This is a genomic window from Streptomyces sp. 63XJN7_1_ISO-PGPR-S23-121 (genome assembly GCF_056173025.1).
Window position 1 is genome coordinate 2,596,626 of record NZ_CM149653.1, and the last position, 14,807, is coordinate 2,611,432.

A 14,807-nucleotide genomic window follows, 5' to 3' on the forward strand; every position below is an offset into this window, starting at 1 on the left:
AGCCGCTCCCACCACCGGCAGTTGGTATTGGCACCACCGTCAACAGCCGGTGCAGCACCGTGCGTTGAGCCGCCCCCGAAGCCACACGGAAGGCCACGGTCATGCCGCACTCGCCCGTGTCACCCGCCGGTACCCCGGCCCCCCGCCCCCGTCCGGTCGTCAGCCGCCGCCGCCTCCTGGAGGGCGGCGGCGCCCTCCTCGGGGCGCTCGCCCTGTCCGCGTCTCCCGGCACCGCGCTCGCGGCCGGCCGGCGCGCCGCGGCTGAAGAGCCCCCCGAGTGGAACGACTTCGGCGTCTTCCGGCTCGGCACCGAACCGCCGCACACCACCCTCATGCCGTACGCGGACGTGCGACAGGCCCTGGTCGGCGACCGCACCCGCTCGCCCTACCGGCTCAGCCTCGACGGCACCTGGAAGTTCGCCTACGCCGACCGGCCCGACGACCGGGACGCCGACTTCCACCGCACCGACACCGACGACAGCGGCTGGGACACCATCCCGGTCCCGTCCGTCTGGCAGACGCACGGGTACGACTTCCCGATCTACCTGAACATCACCTACCCGTACTCGGGCCCCAACGGCCTCGGCGAGGATCCGCAGCCGCCCGCCGCACCGACCCGCTACAACCCGGTCGGCCAGTACCGGCGCACCTTCACCGTCCCCCGCGACTGGACGGGCCGCCGCACCTTCCTGCACTTCGAGGGCGTCAAGTCCGCGCACTACGTGTGGATCAACGGCGAACCGGTCGGCTACGACGAGGACTCCTACACCCCCTCCGAGTACGACATCACCGACCACCTCAAGCCGGGCGCCAACCAGATCGCGGTGGAGGTCTACCGCTACTCCGACGGCGACTGGCTCGAGGACCAGGACATGATCCGGCTGAGCGGCATCTTCCGCTCGGTCCACCTCTACTCCACGCCGGCCGTGCACCTGCGCGACTTCAAGCTGGACACCCCGCTGAACGACACCTACACCGGCGCCGAGCTCAAGGTCACCGCGAGCGTGCGCGCGTACGGCGGCGCCGGCGCCGGGCGGTACACGGTGGAGACCCAGCTGTACGACGCCCGCGGCCACGCCGTCTGGTCCCGGCCGCTGGAGCAGTCCGCCGACCTCGGCACGGTCCGCGCCGGCGAGGACGTCACAGTACGGGCCGCGAAGGCCGTGCCGAAGCCCGCGCTCTGGTCGGCCGAGCACCCGAACCTCTACACCGCCGTCCTGCGCCTGCGCGACCCGTCCGGCAAAGTCGTGGAGACCCTCTCCCACCGGGTCGGCTTCCGTGAGTTCGCCCTCGAGGACGGCCTCATGCGGATCAACGGCAGGCCCGTCTCCTTCCGCGGCACCAACCGCCACGAGATGCACCCGGTCCGCGGCACGGCGCTGACCCGGGAGGACCTGGTCGAGGACATCGGAATCATCAAGCGGATGAACATCAACAGCGTCCGCACCTCGCACTACCCCAACAACCCGCACTGGCTCGAACTCGCCGACGAGTACGGCCTCTACCTCGTCGACGAGACCAACCTCGAGACCCACGGCATCCGCGGCGAGTACCCGGGCGACCACCCGGACTGGACCGCCGCCTGCGTCGCCCGCGCCCAGAACATGGTCCACCGCGACAAGAACCACGCGTCCGTCGTCATCTGGTCCCTCGGCAACGAGGCCGGCGGCGGCAGCACCTTCACCGCCATGCACGACTGGATCCGCTCCTACGACGACACCCGCGTCATCCAGTACGAGGGCGACGACCGCCCCGGCATCAGCGACATCCGCTCGGAGATGTACGACAGCCCGCAGCGCGTGGAGCAGCGGGCGAAGGACACCTCCGACACCCGGCCCTACGTCATGATCGAGTACGCCCACTCGATGGGGAACTCCACCGGCAACTTCAAGAAGTACTGGGACATCGTCCGGCGGTACGACGTCCTCCAGGGCGGCTGGATCTGGGACTTCGTCGACCAGTCCCTGTACACGCCCGTCCCGGCCCGCACCCTGCTGACCGAGTCGGGCCCGGCCGGGCTGCGCGGCGAGATCCTCGCCACCCGCGGCGCCCTGGACCGCGGCAAGGGCCTGTCCGGCATCACGGTCTTCGAGCGCCACGACAGCCTCGACCTCACCGGCTCCCTCACCCTGGAGGCCTGGGTCACCCCGCACTTCACCGGCTTCCACCAGCCCATCCTGGCCAAGGGCGACACCCAGTACGCGCTGAAGCAGACCGACCGCAGGCTGGAGTTCTTCATCCACTCGGCCGGCCAGTGGATCACCGCGAGCTGGACCGTGCCGGACGACTGGACCGGCCGCGAGCACCACGTCGCGGGCGTCTTCGACGCGGACGCCGGCACCCTGACCCTGTACGTCGACGGCGCGGTGAAGGCCACCCGCACCACCGACCGGCGCCCCACCAGCAACACCGCGCCGCTCTCCCTGGCCACCGACGCCGACGCCCAGACCCGCGAGTTCAGCGGTACCGTCCGCCGCGCCCGCGTCTACGCCCGTGCCCTCGCCGGCGCCGAACTGGCCTCCGAGGGGCGCGGTCCCGGCGACGACGGCGTGCGGTTCTGGTTCGACGCCGCCACCGTGAAGACCGAGACGAAGCGGCCGAAGGACAAGACCTTCCTCGCCTACGGCGGCGACTGGGGCGACAACCCCAACGACGGCGCCTTCGTCGCGGACGGCATCATCACCGCCGACCGCCGCCACACCGCCAAGGCCACCGAGGTCAAGCACGTCTACCAGGCGATCAACGCCGCCCCGGCCCCCGGCGGCGCCCCGGGAGCCGTCACCCTCACCAACGAGTACCTGTTCACCGACCTCCGCGAGTTCGACGGCCGGTGGGAACTCGTCGCCGACGGCAGGGCCGTGGGCCGCGGGAAGCTGACCCGCGACCAGTTGAACGTCCCACCGCTGTCCAGCAAGGACATCACCGTCCCCGTCCGCCTGCCGCACGACCCCGAGCCGGGCACCGAGTACTTCCTCCGGCTCTCCTTCACCACCAAGGACGCCACGCCGTGGGCCGAGGCGGGCTTCGAGGTGGCCTGGCAGCAGCTCCCGCTGGACGCCGGCAGCCCGGCCGTCGCACCCGTACGCCTGGCGAGCGTCCCCGTCCTGCGCCACGAGGACCGCGACCAGGACGTCACCGTGCGCGGCAAGGGGTTCTCGGTCACCGTCGACAAGCGCACCGGCACCATCACGTCCTACGAGGCGAACGGCACCCGTCTGATCACCTCCGGACCCGTGCCCAACTTCTGGCGTGCGCCCACCGACAACGACAAGGGCAACGGCCAGCACACCCGCAACCAGACCTGGCGCGACGCCGGCGCCCGCCGCACCGTGACGGACGTGGCCGTGCGGGCCCTGGGCGACCGGGCCGTCGAGATCAAGGTCAGCGGCACCCTGCCGACCACGACCGAGTCGGCGTACTCCACCACCTACACGGTGTTCGGCAACGCCGAGATCAAGGTCGACAACACCCTGCACCCGGGCGCCGCCGACCTGCCGTACATCCCGGAGGTCGGCACCCTGCTGTTCCTGCCCGGCCGCCTGGACCGGCTGCACTACTACGGCCGCGGCCCCGACGAGAACTACTGGGACCGCAACACCGGCTCCGACGTCGGCCTCTACTCCGGGACCGTCGCCGAGCAGTGGACCCCCTACATCCGCCCGCAGGAGAACGGCAACAGGACCGACGTCCGCTGGATCGCGCTGACCGACTCCCGCGGCACCGGCCTGCTCGCCACCGGCGAACCCCTGCTGGAGGCCAACGCGTCCCACTTCACGCCGGAGGACCTGTCGTCGGGCGTACGCCACGACTACCAGCTCACCCCGCGCGACGAGGTGGTGCTGCGCCTGAACCACCGCCAGATGGGCGTCGGCGGCGACAATAGCTGGGGCGCCCACACCCACGACGAGTTCAAGCTGTTCGCCGACCGGGACTACACGTACACCTACCGGCTGCGCCCGCTCACCGACGTGCGCGACGCGACGGCGGCCTCGCGGCGGCCCACCGCGGCCGAGTAGACCGGGATCGAACCGGGAGCCCGGGGTAACCGGGCTCCCATGGGTGACGTACTGGTCGGGGCATGTTCGTGGACGGACCGGCAACTCGTCGCGAGCGGCTGGTATCCCCGCGGACGGCGGGACGCCGAGGGGCGGCTGCGGCACTACGCCTCACGGCTGCCCGTCGTCGAAGTGGACGCCGGGTACTACGCGTTGCCGAGCCGCCGCAACAGCGAGCTGTGGGTGGAGCGCACGCCGGACGGCTTCCGCTTCGACGTGAAGGCCTTCTCGCTGCTGACCGGGCACCCCACCCGCGACGAGGCCCTCCCGGCCGGCCTGCGGGACGGCCTCGGGGGCGAGGAGCGGGCCGCGCTGCGGCGCGGGCGGGCGGGCGCCGTCCTCCTCGACGAGGTGTGGGGACGGTTCCTCGACGCCGTGGAACCGCTGCGGGCGGCCGGGCGGCTGGGCACCCTGCTGTTCCAGTTCCCGCCCTGGTTCGGGCCGGGCCCGGAGGCCGAGGACACGCTCCGGGACTGCGCGCGGCGCACGGGGGAGCGGCCGCTCGCCGTGGAGTTCCGGCACCCGGACTGGTGGGCGCCGCACCGGGCGGACGCCACCACCGCGCTGCTCACCGGCCTCGGCGCCACCGCCGTCGGTGTGGACATGGCCCAGAGCCTGCCCGGCTCCCTGCCGCCCGTCGTGCCGGTCACCCGCCCCGCGCTCGCCGTCGTGCGGTTCCACGGCCGCAGCCCGGCCTGGGGGAGGGGCAGCAAGGAGGACCGCTTCCGGCACGACTACGACGTGGCCGAACTCGCCGCCTGGGTGCCGAGGTTGCGGCGGGCGGCCCGGCAGACGGACGAGCTGCACGTGCTGTTCAACAACTGCTGCGCGGACGCCGCCGTACGCGCCGCCGAGGACATGCGGCGGCTGCTCACTCCGCGGTGTCGCTGATCCCCAGCCGCAGGTGCTCCACGTGGTAGACGGCCTGGTCGAGCAGCTCGGCGACATGGTGGTCGTGCAGCGCGTACACCACCGACCGGCCGCGCCGCTCGCCCACCACGAGCCCCAGGTTCCGCAGCAGGCGCAGCTGGTGGGAGCAGGCCGACTGCTCCATGCCGACCTCCGCCGCCAACTCGGTGGCGGGCAGCGGGCCTTCGCGCAGCCGCGCGAGGATCAGCAGCCGGGAGGGCGTGGACAGGGCCTGGAGCGTGGTGGCGACCTTGGCGACGTTGTCCGCGTCCAGGCGCACACGCTCGACTGCGTCCTGCGCGGTGGTGGCGGCTCCATGACCCATGCCGGTCATCTTACGCACCCGTCCGCACGCATGAACGGATGAATGGGTCTTCATATGTTCCTGTATGGCCGCGTGTCCACCACCCTCGCTCCCACCCCCGTCTCCTCGCCCGCCAGGCCGGCGCCCGTCCGCCGCACCCGCGTCCTCGCCCTGCCCGAGGCGCGCTGGGCCCTCGCGTCGCTGCTCGCCTTCCTCGCGGCGCTCACCCTGGACCTCGGCGGAGCCCCCGCCTGGACGTACGGCCCGCTCTACGCGGTCGCCTACGCCGCCGGCGGCTGGGAACCGGCACTGGAGGGCCTGCGCGCCCTGCGTGAGAAGACCCTGGACGTCGACCTGCTGATGATCGTCGCAGCGCTCGGCGCGGCGGCCATCGGGCAGGTCCTCGACGGCGCCCTGCTGATCGTCATCTTCGCCACCTCGGGCGCCCTGGAGGCCCTGGCCACCGCCCGTACCGCCGACTCCGTGCGCGGTCTGCTCGACCTCGCGCCCACCACCGCGACCCGGCTCACCGGGGACCGCGAGGAGACCGTCCCGACCGCCGAGCTCGCCGTCGGCGACGTCCTCCTGGTCCGGCCCGGGGAACGCATCGGCGCCGACGGCTCGGTGCTCGACGGCACCGGCGAGGTCGACCAGGCCACCATCACCGGCGAGTCCCTCCCGGTCCTCAAGCGCCCCGGCGACGACGTCTTCGCCGGCACCCTGAACGGCACCGGCGCCCTGCGCGTCCGCGTCGGCCGCGACCCCGCCGACTCGGTGATCGCCCGGATCGTCACCCTGGTCGAGGAGGCGTCCCGCACCAAGGCGCCCACGCAGCTCCTCATCGAGAGGATCGAGCAGCGCTACGCGGTCGGCGTGGTCGCCGCCACCCTCGCGGTCTTCGGCGTCCCCCTCGCCTTCGGCGCCGGCCTCACCGAGGCCCTGCTGCGCGCCATGACCTTCATGATCGTCGCCTCGCCCTGCGCGGTGGTCCTCGCGACGATGCCGCCCCTGCTCTCCGCGATCGCCAACGCCGGCCGCCACGGCGTCCTCGTGAAGTCGGCGGTCGCGATGGAACGCCTCGGCGAGATCGACGCCGCCGCCCTCGACAAGACCGGCACCCTCACCGAGGGCACCCCCGAGGTGACCGCCGTACGCCCCCTGCCCGGCTCCGGCCTCGACGAGGACGCGCTCCTCGCGCTGGCCGCCGCCGCCGAGCACCCCAGTGAGCACCCGCTGGCCCGCGCGATCGTCGCCGCCGCCCGCACCCGCGGCCTGCGCGTCGCACCCGCCCGGGACTTCACCGCGACCCCGGGGCTCGGCGTCACGGCGGTCGTCGACGGCCACGAGGTGCACGTCGGCCGCGCCGAGGCACCCGAGGGCGCCGGGACCACCGTCCGGGTCACCCGCGACGGCACGCCGCTCGGCACCCTCGCCCTCACCGACCGCCTGCGCGCCGACGCCGCCGCGGCCACCGCCGTGCTCACCGCCCTCACCGGCACCGCCCCCGCCCTGCTCACCGGCGACAACGCCTCCGCCGCCGCCCGCGTGGCCGCCGCGACCGGCATCACCGAGGTCCACTCCGGCCTGCTGCCCGACGGCAAGGTGGAGGCCGTACGGGAGAGGGAGCGGACCGGCCGCAAGGTGCTCTTCGTCGGCGACGGCGTCAACGACGCCCCCGCCCTCGCCGCGGCCCACGCCGGGATCGCCATGGGCCGCGCGGGCTCCGACCTGGCCCTGGAGACGGCGGACGCGGTCGTGGTCCGCGACGAGCTGACGGCCGTACCCGCGGTCGTCCGCCTGTCCCGGCGCGCCCGCAGGCTGGTCCTGCAGAACCTGGTCATCGCGGGCACCTTCATCACCGCGCTCGTCCTGTGGGACCTGGTCGGCCACCTCCCGCTGCCGCTCGGCGTCGCCGGGCACGAGGGTTCGACCGTGCTGGTCGGCCTCAACGGGCTGCGGCTGCTGCGCGAGTCCGCATGGCGATCCGGCGGAGCCCAGTAAGCGTGAGGTCCATGTCGGATTCTCGCCAGCCCCGAGCCGTCCGGTGGACCATCCTGGACGCATGCAGACGGGAATGCACACCGACACCGAACGCTGCGTGCGCGCCGTCCGATCCAAGGACGCGCGCTTCGACGGCTGGTTCTTCACCGCCGTGCTGACCACCCGCATCTACTGCCGGCCCAGTTGCCCCGTGGTGCCGCCCAAGCCCGCGAACATGACCTTCTACCCGAGCGCGGCGGCCTGCCAGCAGGCCGGGTTCCGGGCGTGCAAACGCTGCCGCCCGGACACCAGCCCCGGCTCCCCCGAGTGGAACCAGCGTGCCGACCTCACCGCCCGCGCCATGCGCCTGATCGCCGACGGCATCGTGGACCGCGAGGGCGTCCCCGGCCTCGCCGCCCGGCTCGGCTACAGCACCCGGCAGATCGAACGCCAGCTGCTCGCCGAGCTGGGCGCGGGCCCCCTCGCCCTCGCCCGCGCGCAGCGCGCCCAGACCGCCAGGCTGCTCATCGAGACGACCCGGCTGCCGATGGCGGACGTCGCCTTCGCGGCCGGCTTCTCCTCCGTGCGCACCTTCAACGACACGGTCCGCGAGGTCTTCGCGCTCGCCCCGAGCGAGCTGCGCGCCCGCCGCGCCCCCAAGGACCGGCCGGTCCAGACCCCCGGCGGCGCGCTGACCCTCCGCCTCCCCTTCCGGGCCCCCCTCAACCCCGACAACCTCTTCGGCCACCTCGCCGCCACCGCCGTACCCGGCGTGGAGGAGTGGCGGGCGGGAGCGTACCGCCGCACCCTGCGCCTGCCCCACGGGCACGGCGTCGTGGCCCTCACCCCCACCCCCGACCACATCGCCTGCCGCCTCACCCTCACCGACCTGCGCGACCTGACCGTCGCCATCAGCCGGTGCCGCCGCCTGCTCGACCTGGACGCCGACCCGACGGCCGTCGACGACCGGCTGCGCGCCGACCCGCTGCTCGCGCCGCTCGTCGACAAGGCCCCGGGCCGCCGCGTCCCGCGCACGGTCGACGAGGCGGAGTTCGCCGTACGGGCCGTCCTGGGCCAGCAGGTCTCCACCGCCGCCGCCCGCACCCACGCCGCCCGCCTGGTCACGGCACACGGCGACCCGGTGGACGACCCCGAGGGCGGCCTGACCCACCTCTTCCCGTCGGCACCGGCCCTGGCGGAGGTGGACCCGGACACGCTGGCGATGCCCCGCACCCGTCGCGCCACCTTCACCACCCTCGTCCGCCACCTCGCCGACGGCTCGCTGGGCCTCGGCGTCGAGGCCGACCGGGCGGAGACCCGCGCCCGCCTCCTCGCCCTCCCCGGCTTCGGCCCGTGGACCGCCGACGTCATCGCGATGCGCGCCCTCGGCGACCCCGACGCCTTCCTCCCCACCGACCTCGGCATCCGCCGTGCCGCCCGCGACCTCGGGCTGCCCTCCACCCCGGCGGCGCTCACCGCCCGCGCGGCGGCCTGGCGGCCCTGGCGGGCGTACGCGGTCCAGTACCTGTGGGCGACCGACAGCCACCCGATCAACTTCCTGCCCGTGTGAGGACGGACCCGTGTCATCCCTGAAACAGCACACCGTGATCGACAGCCCGTACGGCCCCCTCACCCTGGTCGCCGAGGACGGCGTCCTGTGCGGCCTCTACATGACCGACCAGCGCCACCGCCCGCCGGAGGAGACCTTCGGCACCCGTGCGGAACGGTCCTTCGCCGAGGCCGAGGAACAACTGGAGGCGTACTTCGCCGGCGACCTGCTGGACTTCACCGTCCCCCTGCGCCTCAACGGCACCCCCTTCCAGCGCACGGTCTGGGACCAGCTCCGCAGGATCCCCTACGGCGAGACCCGCACCTACGGCGAACTCGCCGCCGCCCTCGGCAACCCCACCGCCTCCCGCGCCGTCGGCCTCGCCAACGGCCGCAACCCGATCGGCATCGTCGTCCCCTGCCACCGCGTCATCGGCGCGAGCGGCAGCCTCACCGGCTACGGCGGCGGCCTGGAACGCAAGCAGCGGCTGCTGGACTTCGAGCGCGGGACGGCGGGGTCGGCACTGTTCTAGGGACGGGCCGGGCACGGGTGGAAAAGGCGTTGCCGGTGCCCGGCGGGACGGGTCAGCCTCGCGGCACTTCAAGGATCACGCTCTCTCGAACGATGCCGCAGAACGGGAGCAGGCCCACCTACCGGCCGACCCGTACCCCGTTCTCCAGCTCGGCGGTGCCCGTGCCGTCCTCCAGTACGTCCAGGGCGGCCAGGACCCGGCCGTGCAGCGAGCCGAGGAGGTGGTCGGCCAGGACGGCGCGCGGCACCAGGCGCCAGGACAGCAGTTCCTCCTCCTGGAGGCGGACCGTGTCCAGGAGGTCAACGCCGAGGACCCCGCCGTCGTAGACGTACGACACCAGCGGCGGCCGGCCGACACCCGGCACCCAGTCCACCGCGAGCAGCCGGCCGGGGACGACGTCCAGCCCGATCTCCTCCAGGGTCTCGCGCCGGGCGCCCTGGCGCGGGGTCTCACCGTCGTCCGACTCGATCGTGCCGCCCGGCAGGGTCCAGCCGTCCCGGTAGTTCGGCTCCACGAGCAGCACGCTGCCCGCGGCGTCCCGGAACAGCACGGCGGCACCGGCGAGCACCCGGGGGAGTCCGGCGATGTACGTGGCGTAGTCGAGCGTCGTCATCCTGGCAGGGTATGTCCGTCCGGCGGGGCGTTCCACGGTGCGGGCGGGGCATGACGGCGACGGCGTGCTCCGGTTATGGTCGCAGCGGCGCGACTGCCTTGACGTGCGCAAGGCTCGGAGAGCAAGGGGAGAGCAAGGTGGCTGACGCTGGAGTGGACGGGGCCCGCCGGGTGCTCGTCGCCGCGGACAAGTTCAAGGGTTCGCTGACGGCCGTCGAGGTCGCCGAGCGGGTCGGGGCCGGGCTGCGTCGTGTCGTGCCGGACATCGCCGTCGAGGCGCTTCCGGTCGCCGACGGCGGCGACGGCACCGTGGCCGCGGCGGTCGCGGCCGGGTTCGAGCGCCGGGAGGCGCGGGTCGCCGGACCCCTCGGTGACGAGGTGACGGCGGCGTTCGCGCTCCGCGGCGACACCGCGGTGGTGGAAATGGCCGAGGCGAGCGGGCTGGCGCGGCTGCCGGCCGGCGTCCCGGCCCCGCTGACCGCCTCCACGTACGGTTCGGGCGAGCTGCTGCGGGCCGCGCTGGACGCGGGCGCGCGGACGATCGTGTTCGGGGTCGGCGGCAGCGCCACCACGGACGGCGGCGCGGGCATGCTGTCCGCGCTGGGCGCGCGGTTCCTGCGCGCGGACGGCGAGCCGGTGACGCCGGGCGGCGGAGGTCTGGCCGACGTCGCCTCGGCCGATCTGTCCGGCCTGGACCCGCGGCTCGCGGAGGTCGAGCTGGTGCTCGCGAGCGACGTGGACAACCCGCTGACCGGCCCCAAGGGCGCCGCGGCCGTCTACGGCCCGCAGAAGGGCGCCTCCCCGCAGGACGTGGAGACACTGGACGCGGCCCTCGCGCACTTCGCGAAGGTGCTGGAGGGCACGGTCGGGGCGCGGGCCGCCGAGTACGCGGCCTCACCGGGTGCGGGGGCCGCGGGCGGCATCGGCTACGGCGCGCTGCTGCTCGGAGCGCGGTTCCGGGCCGGCATCGAGGTGATGCTGGACGTGCTGGGCTTCGCGCCGGCGCTGGAGCGGGCCGATCTCGTGATCACGGGGGAGGGCTCGCTGGACGAGCAGACCCTGCACGGGAAGGCGCCGGCCGGTGTCGCGGCGGCGGCCCGCGCCGCGGGCAAGGACGTCGTCGCGGTGTGCGGGCGGCTGGCGCTGCCGGCGGAGGCGCTGGGGCGGGCCGGGATCCGGCGGGCGTACCCGCTGACGGACGTGCAGCCCGACGTGGCGAAGTGCATCGCGGACGCGGGGCCGATCCTGGAGCGGGTCGCGGAGAGCATCGCGCGGGACTTCCTGGCGTAGACGGTCTCTCGCCCCCGCCGCCCCTACCCGTTCCCGGCTCCGGGGGCTGCCGCCCCCGGACCCCCGCTTCGGCCCTGAACGGGCCCCGTCCTCGAACGCCGGACGGGCTGGGTGGGCACAGGCCGGGGACCCGCACACAGAAGGGCCCCGGACCCAACCAGGGTCCGGGGCCTTCGAAAGCGCCGCTACGGCAGCTGTGCCGCCCGCGCCTCCCGCCGGTTGTCGCGGAAGTTGTTCACCCGCCGTGCCGTGGCGAACAGCGGGATCACCGCGCCCATCACCAGCTGCAGTGCACACCCCGTCTGCAGCAGCAGCTGCCCGCTCGGCGCGTCGAACGCCCAGGCGGCCAGCAGGCCCATCGACAGGACGATCCACGACAGCATCGCCACCGCGAGGCGCCCCCGCGGCTTCGGGTACTCGACCCGGCTCACCATCAGCCAGGCCGTACCGATGATGGCCAGGAGCGTCGCCACGAAGGGCAGCTCCAGCAGCACGATCGAGACGACCGTCAGCGCACCGAACGGCGAGGGCATGCCCTGGAAGGTGCCGTCCTTCACGGTGACGCAGGAGAATCTCGCGAGCCGCAGCACCACCGCCAGCAGCACCACGATCGCGCCCACCGCGGCGACCCGCTGGTAGGCGTCGTGCGCGACCATCCCGTAGACCAGGACGAAGTACGCCGGCGCCAGCCCGAAGCTGATCAGGTCGGACAGGTTGTCCAGCTCGGCGCCCATCGGCGAGCTGCGCAGCTTGCGCGCCACGAGCCCGTCGAACAGGTCGAAGATCGCCGCGCAGAGCATCAGGATGACCGCGGTGGCCGCGCTGTGCCGGGCCATGCCCGACTCCTCGCTGCCCGTCAGGTGCGGGATCAGGATGCCGGTGGTGGTGAAGTACACCGCCATGAAGCCGCACGTGGCGTTGCCGAGGGTGAGGGTGTCCGCTATCGACAGGCGCAGCGAGAGAGGCATCTCCTCCTCGTCGTCCACCTCGTCGGCCTCGGGCACCCAGCCGGCCTGGGTCTGTGGATCAATCACGGTCAATGCGAGTCACCCCAGCCACCGTCTTCTGCCCCACCTCGACCGCGACCTCCACGCCTTCCGGCAGGTACAGGTCGACACGCGAGCCGAAGCGGATGAGGCCGACCCGGTCGCCCTGCTCGACCTTCGTGCCCCGCGGCACGTAAGGGACGATGCGGCGGGCCACCGCGCCGGCGATCTGGATCATCTCGATGTCGCCGAGCTCGGTGTCGAAGTGCCACACCACCCGCTCGTTGTTCTCGCTCTCCTTGTTGAAGGCGGGAACGAAGCCACCGGGGATGTGCTCGACCGACGTGACCGTGCCCGACAGCGGAGCGCGGTTGACGTGGACGTTGAGCGGGCTCATGAAGATCGCGACGCGGGTGCGGCCGTCCTTCCACGGCATGATGCTCTGCACCACACCGTCGGCGGGCGAGATGACCCGGCCCCGGGTGATCTCGCGCTCGGGGTCGCGGAAGAACCACAGCATCCCCGCCGCGAGCGCGGTGGCGGGAACGGCGACGGCCTTGGCCACGCCCGAGCGGCGGGCGCGGACCAGGCTGACGGCTGCGGTGGCGACGGTCGGCAGAAGCCACGGCGATGCTCCGCGCGCGAGGCGTACGCCGGCGAGGCTGTCGCGAGGTGCAGAGGTTTGGCTGTGGGGCATGGATGACCTTCGTAGCGGATAGTGCCGCGCATTGACGGGGGACGGCGGCTTTCCGGCGATCGTAGCGGCTATCAGCCGCAACTGGGTAAGCCAGGAAGCCGAGTCGGCGGCCGAAGAGTGCCTACGGGGTGTGACCTTCTTCTCCAAGAAAACACCCCGTATCCGGACATCTAACCCTGGAACCGATACTCTTCGAGCAGCCTGCGACCGATGATCATTTTCTGGATCTCGGCGGTGCCTTCACCGATCAGCAGCATCGGAGCCTCGCGGTAGAGCCGCTCGATCTCGTACTCCTTGGAGAAGCCGTAGCCGCCGTGGATCCGGAAGGCGTCCTCCACGACCTCCTTGCAGTACTCGGAGGCGAGGTACTTGGCCATCCCCGCTTCCAGGTCGTTTCGTTCGCCCGAGTCCTTTTTGCGTGCAGCGTTCACCATCATCGCATGCGCCGCCTCCACCTTGGTAGCCATCTCGGCCAGCTTGAACTGGATGGCCTGGTGCTGGGCGATCTGCTTGCCGAAAGTGTGCCGCTGCTGGGCGTACTGGACACCCAGCTCGAAGGCACGCTGAGCGACGCCGCAGCCACGCGCCGCCACATTCACGCGGCCCACCTCGACGCCGTCCATCATTTGGTAAAAACCTCGGCCGGTGACGCCGCCGAGCACCCGGTCGGCGGGAATCCGCAGGCCGTCCATGATGAGCTCGGTCGTGTCGACGCCCTTGTAGCCCATCTTGTCGATCTTGCCGGGGATGGTGAGGCCGGGGCGGACCTCGCCGAAGCCCGGCTCCTTCTCCACCAGGAAGGTCGTCATCGACTTGTGGGGGGCGGTGCCCTCGGGGTGACCCTCGTCACTCTTCACCAGGACGGCCACGAGTGATGACGTGCCGCCGTTGGTCAGCCACATCTTCTGGCCGTTCAGGACGTACTCCTCGCCGTCCTTCACCGCCTTCGAGGAGATCGCCGAGACGTCGGAGCCCAGCGCCGGCTCGGACATCGAGAAGGCGCCCCGGATGTCGCCCGCCGCCATGCGGGGCAGGAAGTGGTCCTTCTGTTCCTGCGTGCCGTGCTGCTTGAGCATGTACGCCACGATGAAGTGCGTGTTGATGATGCCGGACACCGACATCCAGCCGCGGGCGATCTCCTCCACGCACAGGGCGTACGTCAGGAGCGACTCGCCCAGACCCCCGTACTCCTCCGGGATCATCAGGCCGAACAGGCCCAGCTCCTTCAGCCCGTCGACGATGTCCTGCGGGTACTCGTCCCGGTGCTCGAGCCCGGTCGCGACCGGGATGATCTCCTTGTCCACGAAGTCCCGGACGGTGGAGAGGATCTCCCGCTGGACGTCCGTGAGGCCGTGGGTCTGGGCGAGGCGGCTCATCTACTTCCCCTGTTCCTTCAGGTCGGGGCGGCCCGGCTGCTCGCCGCCGCGTTCCTTGATGTACGTCTCGGTGGGCACCATCACCTTGCGGCGGAAGACGCAGACCAGCGTGCCGTCCTGCTTGTAGCCCTTGGTCTCGACGTGGACGATGCCCCGGTCGTTCTTCGACTTCGAGGGCCACTTGTCGAGCACGGTCGTCTGGCCGTAGATCGTGTCCCCGTGGAAGGTCGGCGCCACGTGCTTGAGCGACTCGATCTCCAGGTTGGCGATCGCCTTGCCGGAGATGTCCGGCACGGACATGCCGAGCAGCAGCGAGTAGACGTAGTTGCCCACCACGACGTTCCTGCCGAAGTCCGTCGTCTTCTCGGCGTAGTTCGTGTCCATGTGGAGCGGGTGGTGGTTCATGGTGAGGAGGCAGAACAGGTGGTCGTCGTACTCGGTGACCGTCTTACCGGGCCAGTGCTTGTACGTCGCCCCGACCTCGAACTCCTCGTAGGTGCGTCCGAACTGCATGGTC

General features: G+C 72.4%; 12 protein-coding genes. 6 read left to right on the forward strand and 6 right to left on the reverse strand.

The genetic code is table 11. The features are described 5' to 3' along the window. Nucleotides 1–101: 101 nt before the first annotated feature. Nucleotides 102–4,016, forward strand: coding sequence for a glycoside hydrolase family 2 TIM barrel-domain containing protein (locus tag AC0VYN_RS11255; protein ID WP_475535855.1), 3,915 nt, complete (start codon nt 102–104; stop codon nt 4,014–4,016). 39 nt (nt 4,017–4,055) lie between these two features. Then, the gene (locus AC0VYN_RS11260) at nt 4,056–4,946 is read left to right on the forward strand and encodes a DUF72 domain-containing protein (protein WP_475535856.1); all 891 of its coding nucleotides are present in this window, start codon (nt 4,056–4,058) and stop codon (nt 4,944–4,946) included. Here AC0VYN_RS11260 and AC0VYN_RS11265 read toward each other — a convergent pair. Then, the gene (locus AC0VYN_RS11265; RefSeq protein WP_475535857.1) at nt 4,927–5,289 is read right to left on the reverse strand and encodes an ArsR/SmtB family transcription factor; all 363 of its coding nucleotides are present in this window, start codon (nt 5,287–5,289) and stop codon (nt 4,927–4,929) included. The two genes, AC0VYN_RS11260 and AC0VYN_RS11265, sit on opposite strands and share 20 nt — an antisense overlap. 54 nt (nt 5,290–5,343) lie before the next feature. Here AC0VYN_RS11265 and AC0VYN_RS11270 point away from each other — a divergent pair, with 54 nt between their 5' ends. From AC0VYN_RS11270 to AC0VYN_RS11280, 3 genes are all read left to right on the forward strand, one after another. After that, on the forward strand, nt 5,344–7,269 hold the full coding sequence (locus AC0VYN_RS11270) for a heavy metal translocating P-type ATPase (RefSeq protein ID WP_475535858.1): 1,926 nt from the start codon (nt 5,344–5,346) through the stop codon (nt 7,267–7,269). Nucleotides 7,270–7,342: 73 nt separating this feature from the next. Then, entirely contained in the window at nt 7,343–8,818 is a 1,476-nt protein-coding gene (locus AC0VYN_RS11275; RefSeq protein WP_475536856.1) for an AlkA N-terminal domain-containing protein, read from the forward strand. A gap of 19 nt (nt 8,819–8,837) precedes the next feature. Next, entirely contained in the window at nt 8,838–9,329 is a 492-nt protein-coding gene (locus tag AC0VYN_RS11280; RefSeq protein ID WP_475536857.1) for a methylated-DNA--[protein]-cysteine S-methyltransferase, read from the forward strand. Nucleotides 9,330–9,447: 118 nt separating this feature from the next. Here the strand turns inward: AC0VYN_RS11280 and AC0VYN_RS11285 are convergent, their stop codons facing one another. After that, nucleotides 9,448–9,942, reverse strand: a complete 495-nt coding sequence (locus AC0VYN_RS11285) for an NUDIX domain-containing protein (RefSeq protein WP_475535859.1) — start codon at nt 9,940–9,942, stop codon at nt 9,448–9,450. 152 nt (nt 9,943–10,094) lie between these two features. Here AC0VYN_RS11285 and AC0VYN_RS11290 point away from each other — a divergent pair, with 152 nt between their 5' ends. Then, entirely contained in the window at nt 10,095–11,231 is a 1,137-nt protein-coding gene (locus AC0VYN_RS11290) for a glycerate kinase (RefSeq protein ID WP_475536858.1), read from the forward strand. Between the two features lie 185 nt (nt 11,232–11,416). Here AC0VYN_RS11290 and pssA read toward each other — a convergent pair whose 3' ends face one another. The 4 genes from pssA to AC0VYN_RS11310 all read right to left on the reverse strand — a co-directional run bounded on the left by pssA (nt 11,417) and on the right by AC0VYN_RS11310 (nt 14,803). Then, nucleotides 11,417–12,235: a CDP-diacylglycerol--serine O-phosphatidyltransferase gene (gene pssA, locus AC0VYN_RS11295; RefSeq protein WP_189868702.1), complete on the reverse strand. Its 819-nt coding sequence runs from the start codon at nt 12,233–12,235 to the stop codon at nt 11,417–11,419. 22 nt (nt 12,236–12,257) lie between these two features. After that, on the reverse strand, nt 12,258–12,914 hold the full coding sequence (locus tag AC0VYN_RS11300) for a phosphatidylserine decarboxylase (protein WP_385458787.1): 657 nt from the start codon (nt 12,912–12,914) through the stop codon (nt 12,258–12,260). 170 nt (nt 12,915–13,084) lie between these two features. Further along, a complete protein-coding gene (locus tag AC0VYN_RS11305; protein ID WP_385458720.1) occupies nt 13,085–14,290 on the reverse strand; it encodes an acyl-CoA dehydrogenase family protein in 1,206 nt (401 codons plus the stop codon). After that, nucleotides 14,291–14,803, reverse strand: a complete 513-nt coding sequence (locus AC0VYN_RS11310; RefSeq protein WP_385458718.1) for a MaoC family dehydratase — start codon at nt 14,801–14,803, stop codon at nt 14,291–14,293. Between the last annotated feature and the right edge of the window lie 4 nt (nt 14,804–14,807).